The sequence below is a fragment of the Polaromonas sp. genome, assembly GCF_030689685.1.
GTDB lineage: Bacteria > Pseudomonadota > Gammaproteobacteria > Burkholderiales > Burkholderiaceae_C > Polaromonas.
Window position 1 is genome coordinate 75,031 of the sequence record NZ_JAUYEY010000021.1, and the last position, 24,613, is coordinate 99,643.

The window sequence follows — 24,613 nt, forward strand, 5'->3', positions numbered from 1 at the left end:
TCAATCCTAAAAAACGCTATCATTGACTTCGTTTTATAGGAGTGCTGTCAAATGGCAGTTGTTACCGTACGGAATCTACCCGAAGAGACGCATCGCGCCTTGAAGGTGCGAGCGTCGCGACACGGGCGCAGCACCGAAGCTGAAATCCGAGCCATTTTGGAAGAAGAAGTACGCCCCAAAAAACGCCTGCAGGTCGGCACGGCGCTGGCCGCTTTTGGCAAGCGAGTTGGCGGGTTAGACCTTCAAATCCTCCGCGATCAAAAACCCACCGAACCAGCGGCATTTGAATGATTATTCTCGACACTAACGTGGTGTCCGAGCCGATGAAGCCTAGCGGTAATCCCGTCGTTCAGGCTTGGCTCGACAACCAGGTGGCAGAGACTCTTTTCCTGACGTCGACCAGCCTTTCCGAGTTGCTGGTGGGTATTGAAATCTTGCCGGAAGGCAAACGTAAAAAGGGGCTTGACGCTGCGCTGAGCGAATTGATTGACATCCTGTTCGGATCACGCGTCCTGGCGTTTGACCATCAGGCAGCGTTGGCATACGCGCCCTTGGTCAGGCGCGCGCGGGCCACTGGATGCTTGATCTCCGTAGCGGACGCCCAGATCGCCGCCATCGCAACTGCCCACGGATTTACAGTTGCCACAAGAGATACCACGCCATTTATTGCCGCAGGGGTAACTGTTATCAACCCTTGGGAATTGGGATAAAAGGGCTTTGCTGCCGCAAATCTTCAGCCTCTCACCAGCGAAACCTGAAGGCCCGATATTCCTCCTTGCCAAGGTAGGCATTTTTCAGACTCATTACTTGCAGATCCAGAATGCTCGACGGTGCGCGCATGTCGCCACGCAAGCGTACTTTTCGGTGCCATTGCTTGTGAAAAGCGAGTACCAGTTTATGGCGCGAAGCGGATCGCAAGCGCCCTTCCTTATCCAGATCAAGGGCGAAACCCCTGCCAAGCATCCCCAGTACGAGCCGGTCTCCAAAGGGCGCACGGAATTCTTCAATGAGGTCGAACACCAGACTTCCTTGGTCGCGTGCCGTCCCATGAATGATCCCGAAGTACGGATCCAGCCCGGCCCGAATAACCGCCCTCCAGACTTCGCCGTACAACATGCCATAAACATAGTTGATCGCACTGTTTACCGGATCGCTTGCATGACGTGTGTGACGCCCCGGAAACGACAATCCTTCGGGGATCAAATCTGCGAACGAAGACCAATACTTCACCGCAGCGCGACCTTCATGCCCCATGGCGGAAGCGCGTACTGCAGCAACGGACGGATCGAGACTATCGAGCATTGCTGAAATGACCCGGATACCGTCTGCAGATTTCGTGAGCCGACTATAAGTCGCGTCATCGGTGCGCTTACGATAACGAGCGAAATATTTGAGTACAGATGCCTGGTTCGCTGTTTTGGCGGCAAGCATTCCCAAACCGACTTTCAAAATATCCGGATCATTCCTACGCAAGACCTGTAGCTGCCTCAAATTTGAGCGGGTACTTTGAACCGGTTGGGCTATGGCCGCAGGAAGTCCCACCAGCGGCGTGAAAACAACTGGCACATCTTTTTCGCATAGACGCATCGTTAGGTCCGCTGAGAGACCTAAACCCTTACCCTCCAAGTACACCATCGACAATTCAGTGATCGCCGTGCGAAAGATCTCGACCTTTCGCCGTCTTACCACCAGCTCGTCGCCATTGATGGTGACAAAGCAGCCGCTTGTCATGACGTGCAATCGACCATCGATGACCAGGACATCCGGATCGGTTGGCTGCTCGGCTTTCTTGGTCGATGCATTTGGCAATGGCACTGCGGGGGGAACTGCAACATTTAAATTCGGCCGACGGGAGTCATCATGGGCTGCGCCAAAGTACTCAGCCGATTGAGAAGTGCTGCCAAGCGGGTATCCCCCTGTCAGCACAGCCACTTCGGCCGCAGTCTGCGACTGCCTTTCACCATCACCACCATCGGGGGAAAACCTCTCCCGCAACGCCCATGCGGCAGCAATATCAGAAAGCGTCGCAAAGCGCGCGCTGGCAAATGCATCAACAGCAGCATCAAGCTCCTGCAACTGACTGAGAACGGTTGGGGCGTTGTCAATGAGAAAATAATTGCGAAAGCCTCGAATGCGCGGATTCACACTCATCACGGCTTTATGCCGCTCCCCCACCGTTAATGCTGAAGAAACAACTTTTTCAATAATTTCACTAACTGCCTTGATGGTTGCCTCCATCTTTTGTGGTGGTATGCACACATCTTCCAGACCAATTTTGAAACCAAGAAACTCTATACCGCCCGCGACCGGGCAGTAGTGGGTCTTTGCCGGTTTCAGGGCCAGCCGCAGAACCCCCTGCAGAAATTCACCCATCATTCGAAGGGCCGCCTGGGCCTCGGCCTCGCAATGGCAGAGAACGACATAGTCGTCTGCATAGCGCACAAAAGTGGTTCCCGCCTTCTCAAATTCTTTGTCTAACTGATCAAGATAGATATTGGCCAAAAGTGGCGAAATCGCCTCGCCCTGTGGCACGCCAAGCTCCGAGGGAATGATGTCCGTGAAGTCGATGACATCCGCGACCAGCCAATGCCGAATCAATTGAATCAGATCGCGGTCGCCAATCACATCTCCGATTAGTCGCAGAAGAATCTCATGGTCAATGCTGTCAAAGCATTTGCGTATGTCGGCAGTGACTGCCCAATGCTTTCCAGAGCCGATGGCGGAGCGCGCCAGGGCAACAGCGTGATGGGCGCCGCGGCCTGGCCGGTAAGCAAAGCTTGAGGGACTGAATCGTGCGTCAAATACTGGTTCGATCAAGTGCAGGCACGCCGCTTGCGCCACGCGGTCGCGGACGCAAGCTATTTTAAGAATGCGGACATCGCCATCAGGTTTGGGGATGCGCGCCGTTCGCAGGGGACGGCAGCGATAGCGCCCTTCCGCCATCTCCAGCGCTAGTTGCTGCAGCTCGGCGTCCAAATTGACACCAAATTGCCTGATGGTGACTAGATCATGTCCATGGGAGTCGCGGTTGTGCGCCTTGACGCGAAACCAGCCAGCATACAAGGCCTCCTTCGTGCATAACTTGCGGTAGAGGTCAGCGTTCACGGGCGTTTGCGAGTCGCTGCGTGGGAAAGTGGTCGAAAACTGCTTGACCGGCGCCAGTCGAAGTAGTTTTGACGCTTGCCGGCGAAAGCCATGCGCCAACGCGCCGTTGGCTTCAGGCACACGCACAAGCGCTGTAACTGCTTTACCGCTACTGCCTGACCGCACCCACACCTGTCCGGGCTGCAGGTCCCGCAGGCGATTGCGCTCGGATTCGTCAAGCCACCCAGCCTTGGCATCGCCCGGTAGCTGGCCAATGTCGCCGGCTATCCAGCAATCGGCATTTGCTGCAAGCCAAACTCGCGCCGGAAGAGGCAAGGGCTGCGTGGCAGAAAACGCGAACACCCCTATTTGCTTGACAGCCATCTCGCCGGCCAACAGCGTCAGGGGGCAAGCAGTAGGAAAAGCGTGAAGAAGAAGGGGAAGGGGAAGGGTCGAATGCCGTGCCGTGGCGTCTTGCGTGGGGTTACCCCCGGCGGAAAGCAGCGCATCCACCAAAGCCGCATCAACCATCCACGACACAAGTTGATGCTCCAGGCGCTCGAAATGCGCGCCCGACATCTCAAGCCATACCGTGCCCCCCGTCGTCAAGACCTGGCCTAAGTCAACCAGATTATTACCTTCCGATAAGGCCCACACCGCAGGAAAACACAAAGCCCACTCCAGAAGTTCCACCAGGCGGTCGAGCTCTTCAGCCATGCCCTGGTTTCGGCGCAAGGAATAGGACATTTCCGGGCGCCGAAGGCCGCGCACCAACGCGGCCAACCCAACGGCACCTTGATCCGCAAGGCGATATGCCATGTCAACGGCCGCCTCAATCGTGGAGGCCGAAACGGATGCAGCAACAAGCCGGACACAACTTTCGAGGAAACTTCTGAGGGCCAGCTTCATCCCCGGCGAACGCTTGAAGCGAAACAGGGCCGTGGGCCGCCGCCGATTGGCCAGATCGCACCACAGCATGGGGCCTTTGTGCAAGTTGCCCTTGTTTCGTGCCGTCAACAATGTTGCAAGATTGCCTTGGTAATCGACGACAAACAACGCCTGCCCCCGCTCTTTGGCATGCAGAATTCGACGCAATGCCAGATCGGCTGCGTTTGCAACGCGCCCAAGGATCAGCAGAGGCCGCGGCCGAGGGCACTCAGACGCCGCACTTGTTTTCATCGTCCGCTCCCACCGGCACGGCCAGTGAGTCCGTTGTGTAGTTGTGGGCGGGGTTTCGTCTGAGCAGGGCTCGTGAATGGTATTCGGGCCATGCAAGAAACAGTTTGATCTCGGGAAAGCCAGGTGCGAGCGCGTCGGCAACTGCCTTGCACACGAGACGATGTTTTCTTCGAGCAACGCCGCCGCCCTGGCTAAGTCGGTCGGTCGCCATGTTGCCCTCTGCACCATCCAGCGGAGAAAACTGGTCAATCACCCGCTTCAAGCTGGCAGCGCGGTCATTAAGCACATACAGCAAGTCGTGCGCTTCACGTCGGCTGAGGACAAACCCATCCTCAAGGGGAAATTGAACACCGGTCAGAAAACAATGAACCATGATCGGCTCCTTGAAAGTTGATGGTGACAAACAAACAATCCTCTCCCAACCCCTGGCCCCATCTTCTACGACAGCTCCTTCGCGTTGCAAGTTTTATCGTGTGTATCTGGACAGTTACACTCCAATTGGAAGAGTCGATTTGGAGAGGATGTCGGGAGCATGGAATTTTTGACATTGGCAGAAGCTCGGGAACGTGCCACGGAAATTCGAGCCTGGTTCAACCTCCTGATGGACAACCGCAAGCTGGCACCCCAAAAGAATGCCGCGCAGTGGCAGTTTTTCCGTTTGTGCCTTGACCGCACGCTTGGTGCATCACCCCAAGTACCGGATTGGCGCCCGCTACAGATTGCGCAATACAAGTTTGAAGTCGAAAACAAGTTGCGGCGCTTGTACTTGCGTGACAGTCAGCCGCTGGTGTTTATTTTTCGGCTCGCCAGCCGCCGTGACGCAAGGCGCGAAAACCTCGTGGTCGATGATGACTACCCCGAAACTGGTGGGTATCACCTACTGGTAAGCGACAGGCAAGACGCAGCAGGCTCGCCGCAATCGGTGACAACGAATCGTGAGCATATTGAAATGGTGATTGCTGCCTGCATGGACGCCGAATTCGAAGCGTACCGGGCATTACCCAAGATAGACGACACCAAAACATCACCCTGGTTTGTCAGCCAGGGGCCAGCACACCGGGACTTGCTTCACTCTTTGGAGCGGGTCGCACAACGCGGCCTGGTATTGACGAACCCCCGCAATCCATCAACAAGACGGTTATTGTCAATCAATGTCAAAGAAATAATCAACGACAAGGCAGTGGTACGAACCACTGAATACTGGTACCTGAGATGGTGGAGTTCAATCGAGGGCAAATACTATTACCCCTACCGCCAAACGACGCACCATACCTATATTCTCAAACAGTATGATGCCAATTGGTTGGTGGAAGAGATTATTCGCCCCCAACCTTTGCAGAATACTCCACACCGTTAGTATTCAACCGCTTCCACAATAGAATATATGTAAACCCCTTGATTTGGAACAAGTTTTTTATTCCTTGACTTATCTTCAACTTTACTAATTGCTTTAAAATCAATAAGCTTTCGCTTTCTCTGGGCATCGTCGAAAACCCCGCATTCGACAGCTTTCTGCCACCCGGCTTCGATTTGCGGCTAATTCATTGAGTACACAGGGGATTTTTATCAACAACAGCGCCACTCAATCTTGATGTCGAAAATCGCTCAGCCGATTGCCGGATTTCGTTAAACTGTGTCTAGATCAGAAGATGATTGCGCATTGCTTGGTCGATTGCGGATAAAGATTTGAGCGCAACAATCGTGTTTCGACAATCCCATGAACTGAAAGTGCGACTTCGTCGTCAGAATTGATTAGCGCACCCGATAAATACTCCGACTTCTTTTATATTATTACTGAGGTGGCTTTCCGCCATATAGTTATAATGCATAGTTAAAGGTAAATTCATTTATGTCCACTCTTACTGAATTGCAGCGGCAAGTTAATGAAGCTGAAGCCAAAGTCAATGAGTTGCGTGAAAAACTGGCGCAACAAAAACGTATTGAACGAGTACAAGCCATCACATCGGCAAAAGACTTGATTAAAACTTACCAACTTTCGATAGCTGATTTGGGCCTTGCTGGAAAAAGGTCTACAACACATAAAGAACGCTCCGACAAGCGCACCGTTGTAGCGCCGAAATACACGGACCCATTGACCGGAAAAACTTGGACAGGCCGCGGTAAACCACCCGCGTGGCTCGCCGCTCACTTATCTGCCGGCCACAGCAAAGCTGATTACCTTATTAGCAATTTGACATCTGAATAAAGCCATCAAAGGCCCCTCTGCCTTGGCTCGGTACTTTCGAGCAGAACCTACTCTGTCTGTGAAGCAAAACCGGGGGAGCGGGCTGATTCAAGGCGACAGCGTCAACTCATGCGCGAAAGCCGACGGATTCATTTGCAGTGGACGGTAGCTGACATCTGCCCAGGTTCTGCTCATGTCGCGGTAGCGGCTGGAAAACACCAGACCGCTCTGCCCGGTCTGGTAGATAAACTGTGATTTTTCCAGGTCCGCCAGGTCATAGACCGCACGCAGTGAAGCGGCATGCCGGTTGGCAAACGGAAATTTCGCATCGTTGGTCCAGTATTGGCCAACATTGACCGTGAACGAGTCGCCCCCGGTCGGTACGCTGACATCGAACAGGCGCGCCAGCGCAGGCACGTTGCTGAAAGGCCGGTGCGCCGACAGTGCCTGGTGCGCATCGCCCCACTTCCATTGCGCAGGCTGACCGCCGCGTGTGGCCTGCAACAGCGTCAGCGCGCGGTCCAGCGCGGCTGTGGACTGAGCGGCACACCCGCCCGCGCCGCACCAGGCTGTGTCATCGCGCTCCATCATTTCTTCAATGGCGCTGCGGAAATGGCGCTTGCCATACATGCTTTTCAGGCGTGCATCGCCCAACTTGCTGCCAATGACACCACGCGTGAGTTCATCGACCCAGACCGAAAAAATCAGCGGCGCGGCACTGTCAGCCCGCATCACGCCATCAAAACCGGCAAGCAGCGCCTGCACTTCGGCGGCCAGCGGGTGCTGCGACACCGTCTTCTGCAAAAACGGCAGCAAACGGGTGGTGGCCGACGACAACTGATCAGACTGGATTTTCTGCATGGATGCCGCGTCATGCCGGGACGCCCCGGCCAGCAGTTTCTCAATGCGGTCGAAGCGGTAAGGCACAACCCAATCCTGCCCCAGAAACAAGTCGGAGCCGGACGGCACCACGCTTTGGTTGGCGTTAGAAAACCAGCCTTTTTTGCCGATCATGGCCGCATCGGCCTGCGGTGTCTGCGCGTAGGGCAACCAGCCCGCCCAGTCATACCGGGCTTGCCAGCCCGGCGACGGCGCGACGCCAAGAATGTCGTTGTCGGCTTTGCGCAGCGGCACCTTGCCGATGGCCTTATAGGCCACCTTGCCGGCCACATCGGCCATCACCACGTTTTGCATCGGTGAGTGGTGGTCGGCATAGGCCGCGATCAACTCGTCCACCGACTGCGCCTGGTTGGCACGCAAGGCCGCCATCGCCGTCCGGTTGTCGGTTTCCAGCGCGCTCCAGCGCAGCGAGAGCACGTACCTGGCGGTGTCCAGCAACTCGGCATGGGGTTTCTGCGCATCGCTGAGCACCGGCCCATGACGGCTGCTGCGCACCTTCAGGCTGACATCGGGCTTGCCCTTGACCTTGATGAGCTCAACCCGTGTCTTGAAGTCCGCCCACTGCGCCGGGCCCGCACCGGGCACGCGGTACTGCTGCGGGTTGGCCGGGTTGATCTGCTCCAGATACAGGTCCTGCACGTCCGGGCCGGTGTTGGTGAAGCCCCAGGCCACCTTGGCGGTGCGGCCCAGCACCACAAAAGGCAGGCCCGGCAAGGTGGCGCCGATGACATCGAGCGCGGGTGTGGCCTTGCCGTCCGCGCCCTGGCCCGCCGGCGCCTGCAAGCGTGCGAAGTACCAGATGGCGGGCGCCGACAGACCCAGGTGCGGGTCGTTGGCCAGCAAGGGCTTGCCACTGACGGTGTGGCTGCCGGCCAGCACCCAGTTGTTGGAGCCCTTGCCTTCCACGTTGCCGATGTTGGCGGCCCAGTCATTGATGTCGAGTGCCAGCAAATTTGCCGATGTTGGTGTTGTTGGTGTTGTTGCCGATTTTTTAGCATCAAACAGGCCTCCAGCCCTTTCCCCATGGTCGTCAGTAGCTCCTGTTTTAATAGCGTCGGGACGAAAAACACCAAGCTCGGCGTAGAGCTTGGCGAAGTCGGTTTTGGACGCAGGCGCCTCGCCTGGGTAGGGTGTGAACAGTTGCCAGAGCTCTTCGGTGCTCAGGACTTTGGCCGCCGACAGGCGCGCAAACTCGTTGCCCCAGTTGCCGCCCAGGTCCAGCGCCATCATCAGCGCCCAACCCACGCTGTCCTGCGGTGTCCAGGGCTGGCCGCTGCCGCCCGGCTTGACGCCGAGGATGTGGAATTCCGGCGACAGCGCCTGCGCACTGCCGGCGTAAAACGCATTGATACCGTCGCTGTAGGCCTGCAGCGCCTGTTTCGCCTCGGTTGGCAGCACCTGCCACTGGCGCTGCGCCGCCTCCATGATGCCCAGCGTGCGCATCAGCTTGTCGGTGTCCAGCGTGGCTTCGCCCAGTACCTCGGACAACTCGCCGTGCATGACCCGGCGGTTGAACTCCAGCTGCCAGCCGCGCTCCTGCGCATGCACATATCCCAGCGCCAGCCACGCGTCGCGCGGCGACTGGGCCTTGATGTGGGTGACATCGGCGCCGTCACGCGCGACGCTCACCCCAGCGGTCAGCCCGCCGACCTTGAGCTCGCCGTCGAGCGCCGGAAAGCTGCGGTAAATATAAATGCCGATGGCCGCAGCCAGCAACAGCACCAGCAGCAACATGCCGCCGAGCAATCGTTTGATCCAGACCATGACGCTCTCCCCGGATGAAGGCCTCTGACGGGCCCGTGAAAATCAGGCCGCCGCGACGGGCTTGAGCTGCAAGGACTTGAACTCGAGGAATTCCTCGAAGCCATACACCCCGTTTTCGCGGCCGTTGCCCGACTGCTTGTAGCCGCCGAAGGGCGCGTTGCCGTTGAAGGGGCCGCCGTTGATATCGACCTGGCCGGTCCGGATGCGGCGCGCCACTTTCATGGCGTGTTCGTCGCTGCCGCTCCAGACGCCGCCGCCCAGGCCGTAGATGGTGCTGTTGGCAATCGCCACGGCATCTTCTTCATCCTTGTAGGGAATGACAACCAGCACCGGGCCGAAAATTTCCTCTTGCGCCAGGGTGTCGGTGGACTTGATGCCCAGAATGGTCGGCTGCACGAAGTAGCCCTTGGTGATAGCCGGCGGCTCGGCACCGCCGGCAATCACGTCGGCGCCCTCTTCGATGCCGGTGCGGATGAAACCCAGCACACGTTCGCGCTGGTTCGCGCTGACCAGCGGGCCAAGCCGGCTGGTCTCGTCCAGGCTGGGGCCGATGCTGAATTTGGCGATGGCGGTTTTGGCCAGCGCCTTGACCTCGTCGTAACGGCTGGCAGGCACCAGCATGCGGGTGTGGGCCGAGCAGGTCTGGCCGCTGTTGAGCATGCAGGCCGAAATCGTGCCCTTGACCGCAGCCTCGAAGTCCGCGTCTTCCAGGATCACGCTGGCCGACTTGCCGCCCAGCTCCAGCGCGACGCGTTTGACCGACTGGCTGGCCAGTTCGCTCACGCGTTTGCCGGCGCGGGTGGAGCCGGTGAAGCTGACCATGTCCACTTCGGCATGCGTGGCCAGCACCTCGCCAACCACCGGCCCCATGCCGTTGACCAGGTTGAACACGCCAGGTGGCAGGCCGGCCTCGTGAATGATTTCGGCCAGGATCATGGCGTTGACCGGTGCGATCTCGCTGGGCTTGAGCACCACGGTGCAGCCGGCAACCAGCGCTGGAGCAATCTTCAGCGTGATCTGGCTCAGGGGAAAATTCCAGGGCGTGATGCAGCCGACCACACCCATGGCTTCACGCACCACCAGCGAGTTGCCAACCTTCTTTTCCCATTCAAAGTTGCGCGCCACCTTGGCAAAGTTGCCCCAGTGCCAGATTGGGCCGCCGACCTGCACGGTTTTGGCCATTTTCAGCGGCATACCGACTTCGCGCGCTATCGCCATGGCCATCTCGTCGGTGCGGGCTTTCAAGCCGGCCGCCACCTTGTCCAGGTAGGCTGCGCGCGTTTCAACCGGCAGTGTGGACCAGGCGTCAAACGCGGCGCGGGCCGCCAGCACCGCCTGCTCGGCCTCTTGCGCAGTACCGGCAGGCACAGTGGCCATGACTTCTTCGGTACTGGAGTCGTGAACCGGCAGGGTTTCCTTCGATTGGGCAGCGACCCACTGGCCATTGATGTAGTGCGATGGGTAGGTGGTCATGGGTGGGCTCACAGCAGGTTGGGGAGGGGAATTAAAGGGGAAATTGATGTGAATATTTCACAATATCAACAAGCATAAACTCGACATTGGCGACGAAAAGGACAACGAATTCAAAAGTATTCATCTGGGGTACATCAGAGAATCAGCATGACATTTAGTTACTAACGCCTTGATTTGTTTGTTGTTTTACGTTAACCATGTCACACGATACATCTTGCATCCCAGCCTTCGGAGCTTTAATCTACCAGATCGTGCACTCACCCGCGCCCCGCTCAAACAGAAAGTCCCGAGACCTATGCGTTGGATTACACCTCATTTAAAAAGCAGCCTGCTCGGCTTGCTCAGCGGTGGCGAAGCAACTCCCGCCGTCTTGGAAAATCGAACGGAAGGCATCCGGCAACTGATGCTCAACGAGTTGGGCGAGTTTGGTGAAAAGCATTACCCCAAAATCGCGCTACGGGTGCGTTACGCCCAGGACGCCCAAGGCCTGTGGTACGCCCGCGGCGACGTGATGGCGGTGCTGTCGGCGATGCAGGGCGAAACCATTGCCCGGCAAAAGGTCAGCAGCATCACCAAGATGTTTGAAGGCCTGCTGCCTGGCAGCCTGGGCTCACGGCGCAGCTCTCTGAACTGAGCTTCAAGATCAGCTCACCACACCACGGTCAGTGGGTGTGGCCCCAGAGTAAAAATGCATCCCGACCTTCCACGGCCAGGGTCACCTTCGCGCCCACTGGCAGCAGCACCTTGGTCGGGACATGGCCAAAGGGCAGGCCCATCAGCACTGGCGCCTTGATCTGCTTTTGCAGCCACGCCACCACCGTCGCCAGTTTGAAGCCCTTGTCGTGCGGCACCAGCTTGTAGTTGGTGAACTGGCCCAGAACAATGGCTTTTTGCTGCGCCAGCACGCCCGCATGCAGCAGGGTCGTCAGCATGCGCTCGAGACGGTACGGGTGCTCGTGCACTTCTTCGAGAAACAGGATGCCGCCCTTGACCGCCGGAAAATACGGCGTGCCAACCAGTGAAGTCAGCACTGCCAGGTTGCCGCCCCACAAGGTTGCTTTTTTAATGTCAAATATGCCGCCAGCCCTTGCTGGTACTGATCTGGTGGCTCCTTCTTTGATAGCAGATGCGGGCAGGCGCCAGCCCGTGCCTTCACCCTGCCCCGTGATCAGGTCCTCAAAACAGGCTTCCATGATGTCGTCGGGCTCACCCTCGACGCCGAAGTCCTCGCCCAGCGCCGGGCCAGCCCAGGAGACGGCGCCAGTTTTGGCCAGCAGCGCGCTTTGCAGCGCGGTGAAGTCGCTGAGGCCGACAAATCGCGTGCCCTTGTCCACCGCCTTGACCACCGCCTTGTAATTGATGCCCGGCAAGATGCGCGTCAGCCCGTAGCCGCCGCGCGAAATCAGGGCCACGTCGGCGCCGCTGGCAGCCGCGCGATGGATGGCGGCGAGGCGAGTTTCGTCGTCGCCGGCAAAACGCTGGTGGCTGGCCAGCGCGGCCTCATCGAGTTCGACCTCATACCCCAAGGTCTTCAGGCGCGACACGCCACGGCGGAATGCCGCCTTGTCACGCACGGCGCTGGACGGGGAGTAAATGTAGATATGTTTTTTCACGGCTCCGAGTATCCCACTGCCCGGAACCAAGCGACCCGCAGGCCGCAGCATAAACGCCGCACCATGCTGCTTTATTTTCTCGATCTGTTCGGTGTCGCCGTGTTCTCCATCAGCGGTGCGCTGGCCGCTGGCCGGTTGGAGCTTGATCTGCTTGGCGTCGTGGTGCTGGCCTCGCTGACAGCCATAGGCGGCGGCACGCTGCGCGATGTGCTGATGAACCGGCCTCCGGTGTTTTGGATGGCCGACCCGACCTACCTGCTGAAAAAATCGACGGCCCGGCCGGCGATAGGCTCGCCATGCTCTTGCACAAAATGCCCGGCTTGCTCTATGAGCAGCGGCTCGGGGCAGCCCCGGATCAGCGCCTTTAGCTCGCGCATCACCGGCAGGCTCAGCACCGGGTCCTGCGCACCGACGGCCATCAGGGTCTGGCCCAGCCACTGGTCGCGCCAGAAATCACGCGCCTGACGCGACACGGCAGCGCCGTCCGAGTCTTCAAACTCCGGCACCATGGCCGGAAAGGCGCGCAGCGCTGCGCGGTGGCCTTTGTCGGGGAAAGGCGCGTTGTAGGCGGCGCATTCCTCTGCGCTCATGTGCGGGTTGCCGCGTGCAAAAAGTCGCGCCACGTCAAACTCCGGGTTTTTGGCGCACATGTCGCGCCACGCCAGAAAGCCCGGTGAGAGGGGCACATCTCCTGTCCCCAATGTGGTGTTCATCACCAGCAAGCCCTTGTAACGATCTGGCGCCGCCATCGGCAGGGTCAGGCCCAGCAGGCCGCCCCAGTCCTGCACCACCAGCACCACGTTTTTCAGATCCAGGTACTCCACCAGCTCCAGCAGAATCTGCCGGTGCCGGCTGAATGTGTGAAAGCTGTCTTTTTTAGGTTTGTCACTTTTGCCGAAGCCGATCAGATCTGGCGCGACCACGCGCTGCCCGGCGGCCAGGAACACCGGCAGCATCTTGCGGTACAGGTAGCTCCAGGCCGGATTGCCGTGCAGGCACAGCCAGGTCAGGCGTTCAGGCGCACCTTCATCCAGATAATGCAGGCGCAGGCGATCCAGCACGGGTAGATGGCTGAGGTAATGAGGCTGCCAGGGGTAGCCCGGCAGCGCGGCAAATGCGCTGTCGGGCGTGCGCAGTGCGTCATCGCGCAGCGGATGGTTCAAGCTGGCCTGTAGGCGCTGATCGCCCCGCTTTTGCCGGAAAAAATCCTGCAACACGGCGCCACATTCGTCGGCCAGCACCCCGCCCTGCACCTGCGTCTGGTGGTTGAGCTGCGCATGGTCAAACAGGTTGAGGACCGAACCGGCGGCGCCGGTTTTCGGGTCGGCCGCGCCGAACACCACACGTTTGAGCCGGGCGTGCAGCATGGCGCCAGAGCACATGGCGCAGGGCTCCAGCGTGACAAACAGCTCGCAGTCGTCCAGCCGGTAATTGCCCTGGGCCGCCGCTGCCGCCCGCAGGGCCTGCATTTCAGCGTGAGCGGTCGGGTCATGCCTGCCAATCGGCGCGTTGCGACCGCTGGCGATGACCCGGCCATCACGCACCAGCACGGCGCCGACCGGCACTTCCCCCTCGGCGGCGGCCTGCCGGGACTGCGCCAGCGCCAGTTGCATGAAGTCGGCATCACCCATCAATGCTTCTCTTTTGATAGCTGCTTGCGCAGGTATGGCAAGGGCTAGCACAGTGTTGCACGCTATCTGGAACATAAAAATGCGTCTTTTGCGCCATGGCTGCGTTGCAAATCCGCGCGATACACGGGGTATCGCTGTGGTTTGCGCCTTGCCCTGACCCAAAATCCATCATTTTTATTTGTTCCATCCAGCATGCAACACTGCACAAGCCAATTTGATGCTCAGGGTAACCTGTCCATCCAGCCGGCAAGCGCCTGTTCGTCGGGTGAACCGGTGCTGTACATGGCCTTCATTGCCGCACGCGCCTCGGGCTGGTGTTGGTTGAGTTTGAGCTTGCACTGCATGGTCAACACACGCAGCTCAAACGCGACGATACCGTTCATCATCTTATGCTGGTATTGCTCATCCAGTCCGCGCCACTGGTCGGCATAGGCCGGGTCGTGGTCGGCAATCAGGTGCTTGAGCAGGCGGTCCTTGTCCGCAAAGTGCTCAATGATTTTGGCTTCAACCGTGCAATACACCATCACATAGTTCCACGTCGGCACACGCGCCAGGTCGGGGTAAACGCGCGGCGTCATGTAGGCGTGTGGGCCCATGAAGGTGACGACAGCTTTGGGCCGCGCTACCAGAAAACGCCAGTGCGGGTTGGGTTTGGCGCAGTGGCCCAGCAACAGAGTTTCATCAGCTTCGGTCAGCAAATGCAGCGGCAGCGGCGTGACGAAGGGCAAGCTGTCATCGTCAGTCGATATCAGGCTGGCAAACGGATTGGCGCGGATTAGTACGTGGGCTGTGGCGGCGTCTTTGGCTGCGAATTGGGGCGACAGGTACATGGTTTTCAGTGGCCTAAGTTGCTGCTCCGTCATTTGACTTGGTATGCATGTTGATATATATTGTCATACATCTACATCCAAGGAAACTTTTTATGAGTTCAATGGTTTTAACCCAAGTTTACCTAGAGCCCTCGCAAAAACAAGCGCTCGCCAGCCAGGCCAAAAAATCGGGCCGCAAGGTGTCAGAAATCATGCGCGATGCAGTCGATGCCGCCATCGCAGGCGTGACGCTGGAGGAAATTCAAACCCTGGACATGGGCACCCAGCGCGCGCAAGGCGACATCAGCGCCATGCTGGCTGACCTCAAAGTCAACACCACCGAGCACACCGCCTTCATGCGCGAAATAGCCAAACTGCAAAAAGCGGCCGCCAAGGAATTCGCATGAGCGTGCTGACTGACGTCATGGACCGGCTGACCGATATTTCGTCACTGCGCACCCAGGTTACCGAATTGATTCAACAGCAGCGCGAAATGCGCGGGATCATGTTGAGCCAGCAACGTGAACTGGCTGAGGTGCGGGGGCAGTTAAAGGCGCTGATTCAGATGCAGGGTGTGGCGGCACGGAAATAAAGATCGACACCGAAATCCGCCATGTAACAAAGCCGGGCGCGAACCTCTTCCTGGAGCTTGGCTTCGCACCCGCTGAGGCCAAGCGTTTGCAGGCAGCCTCTCGCAAACAGATCAACGACACCCAGTTGCTGAAACAGCAGTTGATGGATGAGCTGTCCACCTGGATTGCCGAGCATCACCTGAAGCAAGCCGAGGCCGCCGAGATCCTGATGGTCTCGCGCCCGCGCGTGTCCGACGTGGTGAACAGGAAAACGGCCAAGCTCACCATCGACACGCTGGTGGAAATGCTCAGCCGCATTGGCAAGCCAGTCAAGCTGGCCATCGGTTGACGCGCTGAACGACGACCACCTCTATCAATTCCCGCACCAGCGGCGGTAAGCATCAATCCATTCCGCTCCCTCTGGCGGCGGATCAGGTAGCGGCAGATCGAGGATAGGGATTGCTTGAGTTGATTTTCCATGCACGCAAATAGCGACGATTTGATCGCGGTTGGTGATATCGGCCTTGGCCACCGTCACTGCCTGCCCGAGCACCCGGGTCGTGAATGGCAGGGAGAGATTCTCTTCGATCATGGCGAAGAATCCGCCAGCCTGCTCCGATTCGGAATAGGCGTCCGTGGTCGCCTCCTCGATGAGTTTATCCAGGTATTCCACAGCGAACTTCGTCGTCTTTTTCGTTTTCGCTTTTGTCATCGCAAAGACTCCTTCCAGAGACCCGCATCGGCGAGGCGCCGAACCAAGGCGCCGCGTTTCCCATGCCGGGCCATGAACTGAACCAATTTTTGGTCGAAGTCGGCTCGTGTCGCGCACAGCGCATAGGCATCGGATAGATCGACGAACGCGCGCTTGACCTCGTCGTAGGCAGACGCGATGCCACGTTCAGCCAGTTTGTCGGCAGCCTGCCGGCAGCGGTCGAAATCGGCTGCCAGCGTGCGCAGGTAGGTTTCCCGCTTGGCCTGCCGTTCGGTCTCAGCCCTTTTGCGCTGTACTGCTTCCTGGCTTTTTCTCGCTTCGGCAGCGGACGCCGCCAGTTCATGAAGCTCTGCGACAGTGCGCCGCCGCGTTTCCTGTTTTGCAACCGGCTGTTGTTCGCGCTGCCAGGTCAGGAAACGTAATTTCAGTTTACGCTCGGCCTGCTGCGTATTTCCGGTCAACAGCAGTTTGAGCATCGCGGTTTTCTCTGCCGCAGGAAGCGCGGCGATCCAGACATCCCGTTCCGCGTCGCTCTCGCTGTCGGGTTTTGAACCTTGCCGGTCGGAGAATCCGGCGGCGGCCAGCAGATCCTCATCGACTTCCAGAAATTCCGCCAGCGATTGCTGGGCAGCGGTCAGCCGGGAGAGTCCGGGCGGCGGCTGGGGCTCAATGGCCTGTTCGTCAACTTCGCCGGCGCTCACGCCGGCCAGCCAGCCGAGATACAGCGGGCGCATGTCGCCACGCAGCAGATCGTCACGCAATGGCGCCAGCCTGCCCATCCAGCCTCGCCCATCCTCTTCGGCAAAGCGATCATAGTTGTCGCTCTCGTTCAGTTCCCATCCAAGCAGCCAATGCGTCTTCGTCTGCTCCACCGAAAAAACGGTTTGGGTTTTGAAGCCCCGGAGGAGCTCGGCATCGAATACATTTTTCGGCACGCGCAGGTACAGAAGGCAAGTACACCAGTTGGCCACATAGACGTGAGCATCAAAGTAATGTCGCATCCAGTCGGCGGGATCGCCCTTGAGATTGCCCCATTGGTAATCATTGACGAAGCTGGTCGGGGTAATGCTGGCGCGAGACGAGCACGCGCGCAGTTCCGCCATGTGCTTCGGGGTCAGCGGCGTGTCGATGGCAACGAATTCGTAGTACTGGTATTCGCTCATCACGATTCACTTTCTGTGAAGGCCATGCAATCCGATCAATGGCATTCATCCGCCGATTCGATACCCCATGGCAGTGTATCCGCGCCGATGCTTGTCCCACATCCGCAGCAGTGCCGGGTGGCCCGTGTCCACGAAATCGATGATCCGCACGTCGGTCTTGTTGGCATGCTCGCGGCGCAGCCGGCCAGCGTACTGCTGCAAAGTACCCTTCCACGACACCGGCATCGCCAGCACCAGGGTGTCCAGCGGTGGATGGTCGAACCCCTCCCCGACCAGCCTGCCCGTCGCGAGCAATACGCGCGGTGCTTCCGAGGGTAGCGCATCGAGCTTTTCAATCATTGCCGCTCGCAGCGAGCGTGACATCCGGCCATGCAGAACAAACAGTTGTGGAATTTCTCCGTCCAAAGCCGCCGAAATGGCTTCGAGATGGTTGGTACGCTCGGTCAGCACCAGCACCTTCCGGCCTTGGCTGAAGGTGCGTCCGATTTTGCTCGCAATGGCGGCTGTTCGGTCCTGATCGTTGGCGAGGTGCCGGAACACATCCTGAATTCCGGCTTCGAGCGGCAGGTCGATGCATACATGCAGCGAATACGGCGCCACCTCCAAATCGTGCCGAGCACCGGCAGGTTTTGCCGCCGTGTGCCGAATCGGTCCGCATTGCATGAAGATGATCGGTTGCTGGCCGTCGCGACGGATCGGCGTGGCGGTGAGGCCAAGCACGTATTTCGCCTTGGTGCGCTTCAGAATGGCATCGAACGACACCGCACCGACATGGTGGCATTCGTCGTTGACGCAGGCCGGCGAGTAACCCGACTTGGCCGAAGTCTTGCTTTCCCAGCGGATCGGGTAGACATCCGTGCGTCCCCGGAACAAGCGGCGAAACAGCGCCACCTTCTCGTCCGTGGAAAGCCGCGAGGGCTCCGGCATCGAAACTGGTGGTACTACATGCTCAGGCTGCGCGCGCCATTGAATGCCGTTCGCTTCCAGCAGGGCGATCAAGCGGGCGTTTTCAGCCTTCAACGCCAACAATGGATCGCGCTCAATCATGGACTCATTCCATTTCCAAATCATCCGTGCACGTTGTCGGCTTCGCTCGCCGGACGCTACGCTGGTCGATCCCGCTTCGCGGGGCCCTCGCCCTTCGCTTCGCGTCCTACTCCCACTCAATCGTTGCCGGCGGTTTGCTGCTCACGTCATACGTCACGCGGTTGATGCCGCGTACTTCGTTGATGATGCGGCTGGAGACTTTTTTGAGCAGCGCATACGGCAACTCGGCCCAGTCGGCGGTCATGAAGTCGCTGGTCTGCACCGCGCGCAGGGCCACCACGTAATCGTAGGTGCGGCCGTCGCCCATGACACCTACTGATTTGACGGGGAGGAACACGGTGAAGGCCTGGCTGGTGGCTTCGTACCAATTCTTTGGTGCTTTGGTGGGTGTGGGTACGGGGAGGCCCTCACCCCTGCCCTCTCCCAGGGGGAGAGGGAGTGAAGCCGGGGAAAGATTGGGCACAAAGGGAAAATTGCGCAACTCTTCTATGAAAATCGCATCGGCCTGGCGCAGCAAATCGGCATATTCCTTTTTCACTTCGCCAAGGATGCGCACACCCAGGCCGGGGCCCGGAAACGGGTGGCGGTACACCATGTCATGCGGCAGGCCCAGAGCAACGCCCAGTTCGCGCACCTCGTCCTTGAACAGTTCGCGCAGCGGTTCCAGCAATTTGAGACCCAGCTGCTCAGGCAGGCCACCGACGTTGTGGTGGCTTTTGATGACCACGGCCTTTTTGCTTTTGGCGCCGCCGGACTCGATCACGTCGGGGTAAATTGTGCCCTGGGCCAGCCATTTGGCGCCTTGGTGACCGCCATCGCCGGCCTTGAGACGCGCGGCTTCAGCCTTGAACACTTCGACGAATTCGCGGCCGATGATCTTGCGCTTGGCTTCGGGTTCGCTAACGCAGGCCAGGTGGCCGAGAAACTGCGCGGCGGCATCGACCCGGATGACCTTGGCATGCAGCTTGCCGACAAACATGTCCATGACCATGTCGCCCTCGTTCAGGCGCAGCAGGCCGTGATCGACGAACACACAAGTTAGCTGGTCACCGATGGCACGGTGGATCAACGCTGCGGCGACCGATGAATCGACGCCGCCCGACAGGCCAAGAATGACTTCTTCATCACCCACCTGCTGGCGGATTTTCTCGACCGCTTCGCTGATGTAGTCACCCATGACCCAGTCGGGGCGGGTGCCGCAGATGTCTAAAACAAAGCGGTTTAATATCGCCTGACCCTGGGTGGTGTGCGTGACCTCTGGGTGAAATTGCACAGCGTAAATTTTGCGCGCTTCATCGGCCATGCCGGCAATGGCGCAACTGCTGGTCGACGCCATCAGCTTGAAGCCTGGCGGCATGGCGGTGACGTTGTCGCCGTGGCTCATCCAGACATGCAACATGCCGTGGCCTTCGGGCGTGGTGTAGTCGGCGATTCCATCCAGTAGCGCAGTGTGGCCGTGCGCGCGCAACTCGGCATGTCCGAATTCGCGTTTGTGGCCGCCTTCAACGGTGCCGCCCAGTGCCTCTGCAATGGCATACATGCCAAAGCAGATACCCAGCAAGGGGATGCCCAGTTCAAACACGGCTTTGGGGGCGCGCAGGCTTTCGTCTTCCCACAGGCTGGCATGGCTGCCCGACAGAATCACGCCTTTGAGGCTGCCGTCTTTGGCGTAGGCGCGTACCCAGTCGTCGGTCACATCACAGGGGTGCACTTCGCAGAACACATGGGCTTCGCGAATGCGCCGGGCGATCAGCTGGGTGACCTGGGAGCCGAAATCGAGGATGAGGATTTTTTGGTGCTGCATGAGAGGCGTTTCAGGCAAAAAAGAAAAAGGCGTCCTTGCAGACGCCTTGGGCCATCGAAATAATCAGTCCGCCCGGTAGTTGGGTGCTTCCTTGGTGATCTGCACATCATGCACATGGCTTTCGCGGATGCCGGCGGTGGTGATCTCGACAAACTCGGCCTTGTTACGCATGTCCTCAATCGTGGCACAACCGCAGTAGCCCATGCTGGCCCGCAGGCCGCCGGCCATCTGGTAGACGATGCCGACCATGGACCCTTTGTAGGGCACGCGGCCTTCGATGCCCTCGGGCACCAGCTTGTCGGCGTTCGGGTTGCCGGTGGTGGCTTCCTGGAAGTAACGATCGGCACTTCCCTGCTGCATGGCACCAATGCTGCCCATGCCGCGGTAACTTTTGTAGCTGCGGCCCTGGAACAAAATCACCTCGCCGGGCGCTTCTTCGGTGCCGGCAAACATGCCGCCCATCATCACCGTGCCGGCGCCAGCAACGATCGCCTTGGCAATGTCGCCGCTGTAACGGATGCCGCCGTCGGCAATCAGCGGGATGCCGCTGCCGCGCAGCGCTGTGGCGACGTTGTCAATCGCCATGATCTGCGGCACACCCACGCCGGCGACGATGCGGGTGGTGCAGATGCTGCCAGGGCCAATGCCGACCTTGACCGCATCAGCGCCTGCCTCGGCCAGCGCCAGCGCAGCCGCGCCGGTGGCAATGTTGCCGCCAATCACATCGATCTGCGGATAGTTCTTCTTGACCCAGCGCACACGCTCGATCACGCCATGGCTGTGGCCGTGGGCGGTGTCCACCACAATGGCATCCACGCCGGCCTTGACCAGCGCCTCCACCCGTTCCTCGGTGCCCTCGCCCACACCGACCGCAGCACCCACACGCAGCCGGCCGGATGCATCGCGTGCGGCATTGGGAAAGTTGGTCTGCTTGGTGATGTCCTTGACGGTGATCAGGCCCTTGAGCTCGAAATCGTCGTTCACCACGAGGACACGTTCGAGCTTGTGTTTGTTCAGCAAGGCCTTGGCTTCGGCAGCGGAAGTGCCTTCCTTGACCGTGATGAGCCTCTCGCGCGGCGTCATGATCTGGTGCGCCTTCACGTCGTAGCGGGTCTCAAAGCGCAGATCGCGGCTGGTCACAATACCGACCACCTTGCCACCGTCGCAGACTGGAAATCCCGAGATACCGAGTTGCTCGGACAGTTCCAGGATCTGCAACACCGTGTGTTCCGGCGTGATGACTACCGGATCGCGCACGACACCGGACTCATACCGCTTGACCTTGGCCACATGGGCGGCCTGCTGCTGGGGCGTGAGGTTTTTATGGACGATACCGATGCCACCCTCCTGCGCAATGGCAATCGCCAGACGCGCTTCGGTCACCGTATCCATGGCGGCTGACACCAGCGGCAAATTCAGGCGGATGTTTCTTGAGAACTGGGTGGAAAGCGAGGTGTCCTTGGGCAGGACCTGGGAGAACGCTGGCACCAACAATACGTCGTCGAAGGTGAGCGCTTTGCCGAGTAGGCGCATAGGGATGGCTCCAAAAACACGATTGTACCCGCGCCGGTCAGTACAAACCCTGCCACCCGCCATCCCATGGGCCGCGTTACAAAAAAACGCCACATCCTCATGGAAGCCCTGTCCTGTCGAGGCGGGTGAACGCTACACTGGAAAGCATGGATTTGAAAATCACGCCGAAACACCTGATCCTGGCCCTGGCTGGCTGGGCTTTTGCGCTGTCCGCAGCGGCCCAGTACCAGTGGGTGGGCAAGGACGGTCGCAAGGTATTCAGTGACCGTCCACCGCCAGCAGATATTCAGGAAAAAGACATCCTCAAGCAACCCGGCGGTCGGCGTGCGGCCGTGCTCGTGATTCCGACCGAGACCGCAGAAGTGGCCAGCACCACCGCCGCAGCGGCAGCCGCGAAACCGAAAGTTGACCCCAACGCCCCGAAAATTTCAGGCAAAGACGCCGAACTGGAGGCCAAGAAAAAGAAGCTTGAAGAAGAAGCTGCGGCCAAGAAAAAAGCCGAGGACGAAAAAATCGCCCAAGCCCAGGCCGAAAACTGCGAACGCGCCAAAAAGGCCGTCGCCACCTTTCAGTCTGGCGTGCGCGTCGCCAGCACCAATGCCAAGGGAGAGCGCGAGATCATGGACGACAGCGTCAGGGCCTCGGAACTCAAGCGCGTGCAAGCCGTGGTTGACCGGGACTGCAACAGGCCCGCAGCTCAGTAACCGGCCTTGGCCCCTGCTCTCTTGCGGGCAAACAGCCCCGATTTTTTGACCCCCTGGCTGCTGAAGCGCTCACGCCGCGCAACTTTGGGATCGACCCGCAGCGGGCGATAAATTTCCAGCCGATCTTGCGCCTGCAGAACCTGCTTCAAGCTGGCTTTACGCCCCCAGATACCGAGCGCGAGTTTGCCTGACGCGAGCTCCGGGCATGCGGCCAAAATACCGCTGCTTTCAATAGCCTGTGCCACCGTGCAGCCTGGCGGCAATACCAGCGCCCACTCCCGCACCTGGCGCGGTGCCGGCGAATACACCAACACAATATTCATGGACCGGTCTCAGGTTTCGCCATAGACCTGGCCCGCGCGTTTGACGAAGGCGTCCACCATGCTGCCGGCAATTTTGTCAAAGACCGGGCCGACCAGCGCGGCCAGCGCCGTTTTGTCGAAGTCATAACGCAGGCTGAAGTTGACCTTGCAGGCGCGCTGGCTGCCGTCGCCCAAGGGCGTGAAGTCCCAGTGCCCGTCGAGTTTTGAAAACGGGCCGTCCACCAGTTTGAGCGAGACCTTGCGGTCTTTCACATGGGTGTTGCGGGTGGTGAAGCTCTGGCTCAGGCCAGCAAACGAGATGCCGACCTTGGCCGTCATGCCGTGGGCGTCTTCCTCCACCACGTCGGCCTGGTCGCACCAGGGCAGAAACTTCGGATAACTGGCGACATCGGTGACCAGGGCAAACATCTCAGCTGCGCTGTACCAGATCAGGACGGACTTTTGGACGGTTTTCATACAATCAGGGGCTGCGCCCGATTGTATTAGCCGGTGACGCCCTTACCTCCTAGCCATGGCCACCAAAGAAGCATCCTCCAAAAAACCGGCCGCCGCCTCCTCCGGAAAATCCACCGGCAAGCCCGCCATCAACCTCACGCCCAAGGCCGCCGCCGCGGCGGTGCGTATTGCCGACAACAAAAAAGCGCTGTTCAACTACCACATCGAGGAGCGTTTCGAGGCCGGTATGGTGCTCGAAGGCTGGGAGGTGAAATCGCTGCGTGAAGGCAAGGTGCAACTCACCGACGGCTACGTCGTGATCCGCAATGGCGAGCTGTTCATCATCGGCTGCCAGATCAATCCACTGGGCACCGCGTCCACCCATATCCGGCCGGACTCGGTGCGCACCAAGAAGCTGCTGATGCACAAGGACGAGATCCGCCGACTGATTGGCAAGATCGAGCAAAAGGGCTACACGCTGGTGCCTCTGAACCTGCACTGGAAGGCCGGCAAGGTCAAATGCGAGGTCGGGCTGGCCAAGGGCAAGGGCGAACACGACAAACGCGACACCATCAAAGACCGCGAAGGCAAGCGCGAGGTCGAACGCGCCATGAAGTCGCGCAGCCGTTAACGCGCCCTGCTTTCTTGGTCTATTTTTGAGCATGAGGGAATAAACGTCGATCTGCCGGTGTTTATCCCAGTGCAGACATCACTCTGCCTCAACCCTCACCGGAGCCTTTCCATGAAATTCCTGCCTATCGCTTTCCTGACCGCCGCCCTGCTCGGCGGCTGCGCTTCCATGATGACCGCACCCGCCAAAGTCGCCGATGGCGTGCTGGTTGGCCCCAGCGGCATGACGCTGTATGTATTCGACCGTGACACTGCGGGCAGTGGCAAGTCGGTCTGCAACGGCCCCTGCGCAGCCAACTGGCCGCCCCTGATGGCCTCGGAGATGGATAAGCCGGCAGGCGACTACAGCGTCATCACGCGCGACGACGGCACGAAACAATGGGCCATGAAAGGCAAGCCGCTTTACTACTGGATCAAGGACACCAAGGCCGGCGACAAAACCGGCGACGGTGTGCAAAACGTCTGGCACGTCGTCAAACCCTGAGCGGTCTGAATGGCATGAAGCGGAAAACCATGGATGACTGATTTCCCGCTGGTAGACCACATCCCGAGCCTGCGGCGTTATGCACGCGCGCTGACTGGCGATGCCTGGCTGGCCGACGACCTGGTGCAGGACACGCTGGAGCGTGCCTGCAGCAAATGGCGCTTGTGGACCGTTGGCAGCGATTTGCGCGCCTGGCTGTTCACGCTTATGCACAATATTTTTGTGAACCAGGTGCGCAGCGCGGTCCGGCGGGCAGCGGCTGGTACCCTGGTTGACCTTGACGATGTTGCTGACGCACTGGTGGCCGAAGACAACGGCACGGCGCAATCGCTGGACCTGCAGCGCTGCCTGCTGCGGCTGCCGGACGACCAGCGTGCCGTGCTGCTGCTGGTCAGCCTGGAAGATCTGTCGTACGCTGAGGTAGCGACCATCACTGGCGTCCCAGTGGGCACGGTGATGTCGCGCTTGTCGCGTGCGCGTGTTCGCTTGCGCGAATTGATGGACGGGCCTGCCGTCGCGCCCGCCAGTCAGAGCCACACTGCGCCGCCGCTCAGGCGCCTCAAATAAC

The 24,613-nt window shown here is 59.3% G+C and carries 26 protein-coding genes and 1 pseudogene; 13 read left to right on the forward strand and 14 right to left on the reverse strand.

The window, feature by feature from the left end; genetic code table 11:
* The first annotated feature begins 51 nt into the window (after positions 1-51).
* Both Q8O29_RS05435 and Q8O29_RS05440 read left to right on the forward strand, forming a co-directional pair.
* A complete protein-coding gene (locus Q8O29_RS05435) occupies positions 52-291 on the forward strand; it encodes a plasmid stability protein (protein ID WP_305561041.1) in 240 nt (79 codons plus the stop codon).
* The gene (locus Q8O29_RS05440) at positions 288-710 is read left to right on the forward strand and encodes a type II toxin-antitoxin system VapC family toxin (protein ID WP_305561042.1); all 423 of its coding nucleotides are present in this window, start codon (positions 288-290) and stop codon (positions 708-710) included. Before Q8O29_RS05435 ends, Q8O29_RS05440 begins: the two co-directional genes overlap by 4 nt.
* 31 nt (positions 711-741) lie before the next feature.
* Here the strand turns inward: Q8O29_RS05440 and cas1 are convergent, their stop codons facing one another.
* On the reverse strand, positions 742-4,179 hold the full coding sequence (gene cas1 / locus Q8O29_RS05445; protein ID WP_305561043.1) for a CRISPR-associated endonuclease Cas1: 3,438 nt from the start codon (positions 4,177-4,179) through the stop codon (positions 742-744).
* Between the two features lie 61 nt (positions 4,180-4,240).
* The gene (locus Q8O29_RS05450) at positions 4,241-4,636 is read right to left on the reverse strand and encodes a hypothetical protein (RefSeq protein ID WP_305561044.1); all 396 of its coding nucleotides are present in this window, start codon (positions 4,634-4,636) and stop codon (positions 4,241-4,243) included.
* 159 nt (positions 4,637-4,795) lie between these two features.
* On the opposite strand from Q8O29_RS05450, the gene Q8O29_RS05455 reads away from it, so the two are divergent.
* On the forward strand, positions 4,796-5,620 hold the full coding sequence (locus Q8O29_RS05455; RefSeq protein ID WP_305561045.1) for a hypothetical protein: 825 nt from the start codon (positions 4,796-4,798) through the stop codon (positions 5,618-5,620).
* A gap of 492 nt (positions 5,621-6,112) precedes the next feature.
* Positions 6,113-6,469 carry an H-NS histone family protein gene (locus Q8O29_RS05460; protein WP_305561046.1) on the forward strand — a complete coding sequence of 119 codons (357 nt, stop codon included), beginning with the start codon at positions 6,113-6,115 and terminating at the stop codon, positions 6,467-6,469.
* Positions 6,470-6,556: 87 nt separating this feature from the next.
* On the opposite strand, the gene Q8O29_RS05465 is transcribed toward Q8O29_RS05460, so the two are convergent.
* Complete coding sequence (locus Q8O29_RS05465) at positions 6,557-9,112, reverse strand: penicillin acylase family protein (RefSeq protein ID WP_305561047.1); 2,556 nt, start codon at positions 9,110-9,112, stop codon at positions 6,557-6,559.
* Positions 9,113-9,154: 42 nt separating this feature from the next.
* A complete protein-coding gene (locus Q8O29_RS05470) occupies positions 9,155-10,585 on the reverse strand; it encodes an aldehyde dehydrogenase family protein (RefSeq protein WP_305561048.1) in 1,431 nt (476 codons plus the stop codon).
* Positions 10,586-10,955: 370 nt separating this feature from the next.
* Here Q8O29_RS05470 and Q8O29_RS05475 point away from each other — a divergent pair, with 370 nt between their 5' ends.
* Positions 10,956-11,219, forward strand: coding sequence for a hypothetical protein (locus tag Q8O29_RS05475; protein WP_305561049.1), 264 nt, complete (start codon positions 10,956-10,958; stop codon positions 11,217-11,219).
* A 28-nt stretch (positions 11,220-11,247) separates the two neighbouring features.
* Here the strand turns inward: Q8O29_RS05475 and Q8O29_RS05480 are convergent, their stop codons facing one another.
* Complete coding sequence (locus Q8O29_RS05480; protein ID WP_371134155.1) at positions 11,248-12,249, reverse strand: LD-carboxypeptidase; 1,002 nt, start codon at positions 12,247-12,249, stop codon at positions 11,248-11,250.
* Positions 12,250-12,261: 12 nt separating this feature from the next.
* Between Q8O29_RS05480 and Q8O29_RS05485 the strand changes: the two are divergent.
* Positions 12,262-12,399 (forward strand): annotated as a pseudogene (locus Q8O29_RS05485) (TRIC cation channel family protein); the annotation flags it as partial.
* A 50-nt stretch (positions 12,400-12,449) separates the two neighbouring features.
* Here the strand turns inward: Q8O29_RS05485 and tadA are convergent.
* Positions 12,450-13,829 (reverse strand): tRNA adenosine(34) deaminase TadA, encoded by a 1,380-nt coding sequence (tadA, locus tag Q8O29_RS05490; protein ID WP_305561051.1) that lies wholly within the window; start codon positions 13,827-13,829, stop codon positions 12,450-12,452.
* A gap of 221 nt (positions 13,830-14,050) precedes the next feature.
* Positions 14,051-14,659 (reverse strand): FMN-binding negative transcriptional regulator, encoded by a 609-nt coding sequence (locus Q8O29_RS05495; RefSeq protein WP_305561092.1) that lies wholly within the window; start codon positions 14,657-14,659, stop codon positions 14,051-14,053.
* 92 nt (positions 14,660-14,751) lie between these two features.
* Here Q8O29_RS05495 and Q8O29_RS05500 point away from each other — a divergent pair, with 92 nt between their 5' ends.
* Genes Q8O29_RS05500 through Q8O29_RS05510 form a run of 3 tightly spaced genes read left to right on the forward strand, consistent with a single transcriptional unit; the run spans position 14,752 to position 15,559 of the window.
* Positions 14,752-15,045: a hypothetical protein gene (locus tag Q8O29_RS05500; RefSeq protein ID WP_305561052.1), complete on the forward strand. Its 294-nt coding sequence runs from the start codon at positions 14,752-14,754 to the stop codon at positions 15,043-15,045.
* A complete protein-coding gene (locus Q8O29_RS05505; protein WP_305561053.1) occupies positions 15,042-15,230 on the forward strand; it encodes a hypothetical protein in 189 nt (62 codons plus the stop codon). Before Q8O29_RS05500 ends, Q8O29_RS05505 begins: the two co-directional genes overlap by 4 nt.
* Positions 15,227-15,559, forward strand: a complete 333-nt coding sequence (locus tag Q8O29_RS05510; RefSeq protein ID WP_305561093.1) for a helix-turn-helix domain-containing protein — start codon at positions 15,227-15,229, stop codon at positions 15,557-15,559. The genes Q8O29_RS05505 and Q8O29_RS05510 overlap by 4 nt, the downstream gene beginning before the upstream one ends.
* Positions 15,560-15,583: 24 nt before the next feature.
* On the opposite strand, the gene Q8O29_RS05515 is transcribed toward Q8O29_RS05510, so the two are convergent.
* From Q8O29_RS05515 to guaB, 5 genes are all read right to left on the reverse strand, one after another.
* Entirely contained in the window at positions 15,584-15,922 is a 339-nt protein-coding gene (locus Q8O29_RS05515; RefSeq protein ID WP_305561054.1) for a calcium-binding protein, read from the reverse strand.
* Positions 15,919-17,085, reverse strand: a complete 1,167-nt coding sequence (locus Q8O29_RS05520) for a hypothetical protein (RefSeq protein ID WP_305561094.1) — start codon at positions 17,083-17,085, stop codon at positions 15,919-15,921. The genes Q8O29_RS05515 and Q8O29_RS05520 overlap by 4 nt, the downstream gene beginning before the upstream one ends.
* Before the next feature lie 45 nt (positions 17,086-17,130).
* Complete coding sequence (locus tag Q8O29_RS05525; RefSeq protein WP_371134156.1) at positions 17,131-18,132, reverse strand: DEAD/DEAH box helicase family protein; 1,002 nt, start codon at positions 18,130-18,132, stop codon at positions 17,131-17,133.
* 106 nt (positions 18,133-18,238) lie between these two features.
* Positions 18,239-19,936, reverse strand: a complete 1,698-nt coding sequence (gene guaA / locus Q8O29_RS05530) for a glutamine-hydrolyzing GMP synthase (protein ID WP_305561055.1) — start codon at positions 19,934-19,936, stop codon at positions 18,239-18,241.
* A 63-nt stretch (positions 19,937-19,999) separates the two neighbouring features.
* Complete coding sequence (gene guaB, locus Q8O29_RS05535) at positions 20,000-21,469, reverse strand: IMP dehydrogenase (RefSeq protein ID WP_305561056.1); 1,470 nt, start codon at positions 21,467-21,469, stop codon at positions 20,000-20,002.
* A gap of 146 nt (positions 21,470-21,615) precedes the next feature.
* Between guaB and Q8O29_RS05540 the strand changes: the two genes are divergently transcribed.
* On the forward strand, positions 21,616-22,173 hold the full coding sequence (locus Q8O29_RS05540; RefSeq protein ID WP_305561057.1) for a DUF4124 domain-containing protein: 558 nt from the start codon (positions 21,616-21,618) through the stop codon (positions 22,171-22,173).
* Here the strand turns inward: Q8O29_RS05540 and Q8O29_RS05545 are convergent.
* Together Q8O29_RS05545 and Q8O29_RS05550 are read right to left on the reverse strand one after the other, a co-directional pair.
* Entirely contained in the window at positions 22,167-22,496 is a 330-nt protein-coding gene (locus Q8O29_RS05545) for an RnfH family protein (protein ID WP_305561058.1), read from the reverse strand. The genes Q8O29_RS05540 and Q8O29_RS05545 overlap by 7 nt on opposite strands.
* Positions 22,497-22,505: 9 nt before the next feature.
* Positions 22,506-22,952, reverse strand: a complete 447-nt coding sequence (locus tag Q8O29_RS05550; protein ID WP_305561059.1) for a type II toxin-antitoxin system RatA family toxin — start codon at positions 22,950-22,952, stop codon at positions 22,506-22,508.
* 55 nt (positions 22,953-23,007) lie between these two features.
* On the opposite strand from Q8O29_RS05550, the gene smpB reads away from it, so the two are divergent.
* The 3 genes from smpB (at position 23,008) to Q8O29_RS05565 (ending at position 24,612) form a co-directional block, all read left to right on the forward strand.
* Positions 23,008-23,562: an SsrA-binding protein SmpB gene (gene smpB, locus Q8O29_RS05555; protein ID WP_229676450.1), complete on the forward strand. Its 555-nt coding sequence runs from the start codon at positions 23,008-23,010 to the stop codon at positions 23,560-23,562.
* Between the two features lie 111 nt (positions 23,563-23,673).
* Positions 23,674-24,045, forward strand: a complete 372-nt coding sequence (locus Q8O29_RS05560; RefSeq protein WP_305561060.1) for a hypothetical protein — start codon at positions 23,674-23,676, stop codon at positions 24,043-24,045.
* Between the two features lie 33 nt (positions 24,046-24,078).
* Positions 24,079-24,612: an RNA polymerase sigma factor gene (locus tag Q8O29_RS05565; RefSeq protein ID WP_305561061.1), complete on the forward strand. Its 534-nt coding sequence runs from the start codon at positions 24,079-24,081 to the stop codon at positions 24,610-24,612.
* The last annotated feature ends 1 nt before the right edge of the window (position 24,613 follow it).

Excerpts from the sequence above, each read along its gene's own strand:
- Q8O29_RS05435 (WP_305561041.1), top strand. The coding sequence starts at position 52 with ATGGCAGTTGTTACCGTACGGAATCTACCCGAAGAGACGCATCGCGCC.
- Q8O29_RS05440 (WP_305561042.1), top strand. The coding sequence starts at position 288 with ATGATTATTCTCGACACTAACGTGGTGTCCGAGCCGATGAAGCCTAGC.
- Q8O29_RS05450 (WP_305561044.1), bottom strand. The coding sequence starts at position 4,636 with ATGGTTCATTGTTTTCTGACCGGTGTTCAATTTCCCCTTGAGGATGGG.
- Q8O29_RS05455 (WP_305561045.1), top strand. The coding sequence starts at position 4,796 with ATGGAATTTTTGACATTGGCAGAAGCTCGGGAACGTGCCACGGAAATT.
- Q8O29_RS05460 (WP_305561046.1), top strand. The coding sequence starts at position 6,113 with ATGTCCACTCTTACTGAATTGCAGCGGCAAGTTAATGAAGCTGAAGCC.
- Q8O29_RS05465 (WP_305561047.1), bottom strand. The coding sequence starts at position 9,112 with ATGGTCTGGATCAAACGATTGCTCGGCGGCATGTTGCTGCTGGTGCTG.
- Q8O29_RS05470 (WP_305561048.1), bottom strand. The coding sequence starts at position 10,585 with ATGACCACCTACCCATCGCACTACATCAATGGCCAGTGGGTCGCTGCC.
- Q8O29_RS05480 (WP_371134155.1), bottom strand. The coding sequence starts at position 12,249 with ATGCTGCGGCCTGCGGGTCGCTTGGTTCCGGGCAGTGGGATACTCGGA.
- tadA (WP_305561051.1), bottom strand. The coding sequence starts at position 13,829 with ATGGGTGATGCCGACTTCATGCAACTGGCGCTGGCGCAGTCCCGGCAG.
- Q8O29_RS05495 (WP_305561092.1), bottom strand. The coding sequence starts at position 14,659 with ATGTACCTGTCGCCCCAATTCGCAGCCAAAGACGCCGCCACAGCCCAC.
- Q8O29_RS05500 (WP_305561052.1), top strand. The coding sequence starts at position 14,752 with ATGAGTTCAATGGTTTTAACCCAAGTTTACCTAGAGCCCTCGCAAAAA.
- Q8O29_RS05505 (WP_305561053.1), top strand. The coding sequence starts at position 15,042 with ATGAGCGTGCTGACTGACGTCATGGACCGGCTGACCGATATTTCGTCA.
- Q8O29_RS05515 (WP_305561054.1), bottom strand. The coding sequence starts at position 15,922 with ATGACAAAAGCGAAAACGAAAAAGACGACGAAGTTCGCTGTGGAATAC.
- Q8O29_RS05520 (WP_305561094.1), bottom strand. The coding sequence starts at position 17,085 with ATGAGCGAATACCAGTACTACGAATTCGTTGCCATCGACACGCCGCTG.
- Q8O29_RS05525 (WP_371134156.1), bottom strand. The coding sequence starts at position 18,132 with ATGATTGAGCGCGATCCATTGTTGGCGTTGAAGGCTGAAAACGCCCGC.
- guaA (WP_305561055.1), bottom strand. The coding sequence starts at position 19,936 with ATGCAGCACCAAAAAATCCTCATCCTCGATTTCGGCTCCCAGGTCACC.
- guaB (WP_305561056.1), bottom strand. The coding sequence starts at position 21,469 with ATGCGCCTACTCGGCAAAGCGCTCACCTTCGACGACGTATTGTTGGTG.
- Q8O29_RS05540 (WP_305561057.1), top strand. The coding sequence starts at position 21,616 with ATGGATTTGAAAATCACGCCGAAACACCTGATCCTGGCCCTGGCTGGC.
- Q8O29_RS05545 (WP_305561058.1), bottom strand. The coding sequence starts at position 22,496 with ATGAATATTGTGTTGGTGTATTCGCCGGCACCGCGCCAGGTGCGGGAG.
- Q8O29_RS05550 (WP_305561059.1), bottom strand. The coding sequence starts at position 22,952 with ATGAAAACCGTCCAAAAGTCCGTCCTGATCTGGTACAGCGCAGCTGAG.
- smpB (WP_229676450.1), top strand. The coding sequence starts at position 23,008 with ATGGCCACCAAAGAAGCATCCTCCAAAAAACCGGCCGCCGCCTCCTCC.
- Q8O29_RS05560 (WP_305561060.1), top strand. The coding sequence starts at position 23,674 with ATGAAATTCCTGCCTATCGCTTTCCTGACCGCCGCCCTGCTCGGCGGC.
- Q8O29_RS05565 (WP_305561061.1), top strand. The coding sequence starts at position 24,079 with ATGACTGATTTCCCGCTGGTAGACCACATCCCGAGCCTGCGGCGTTAT.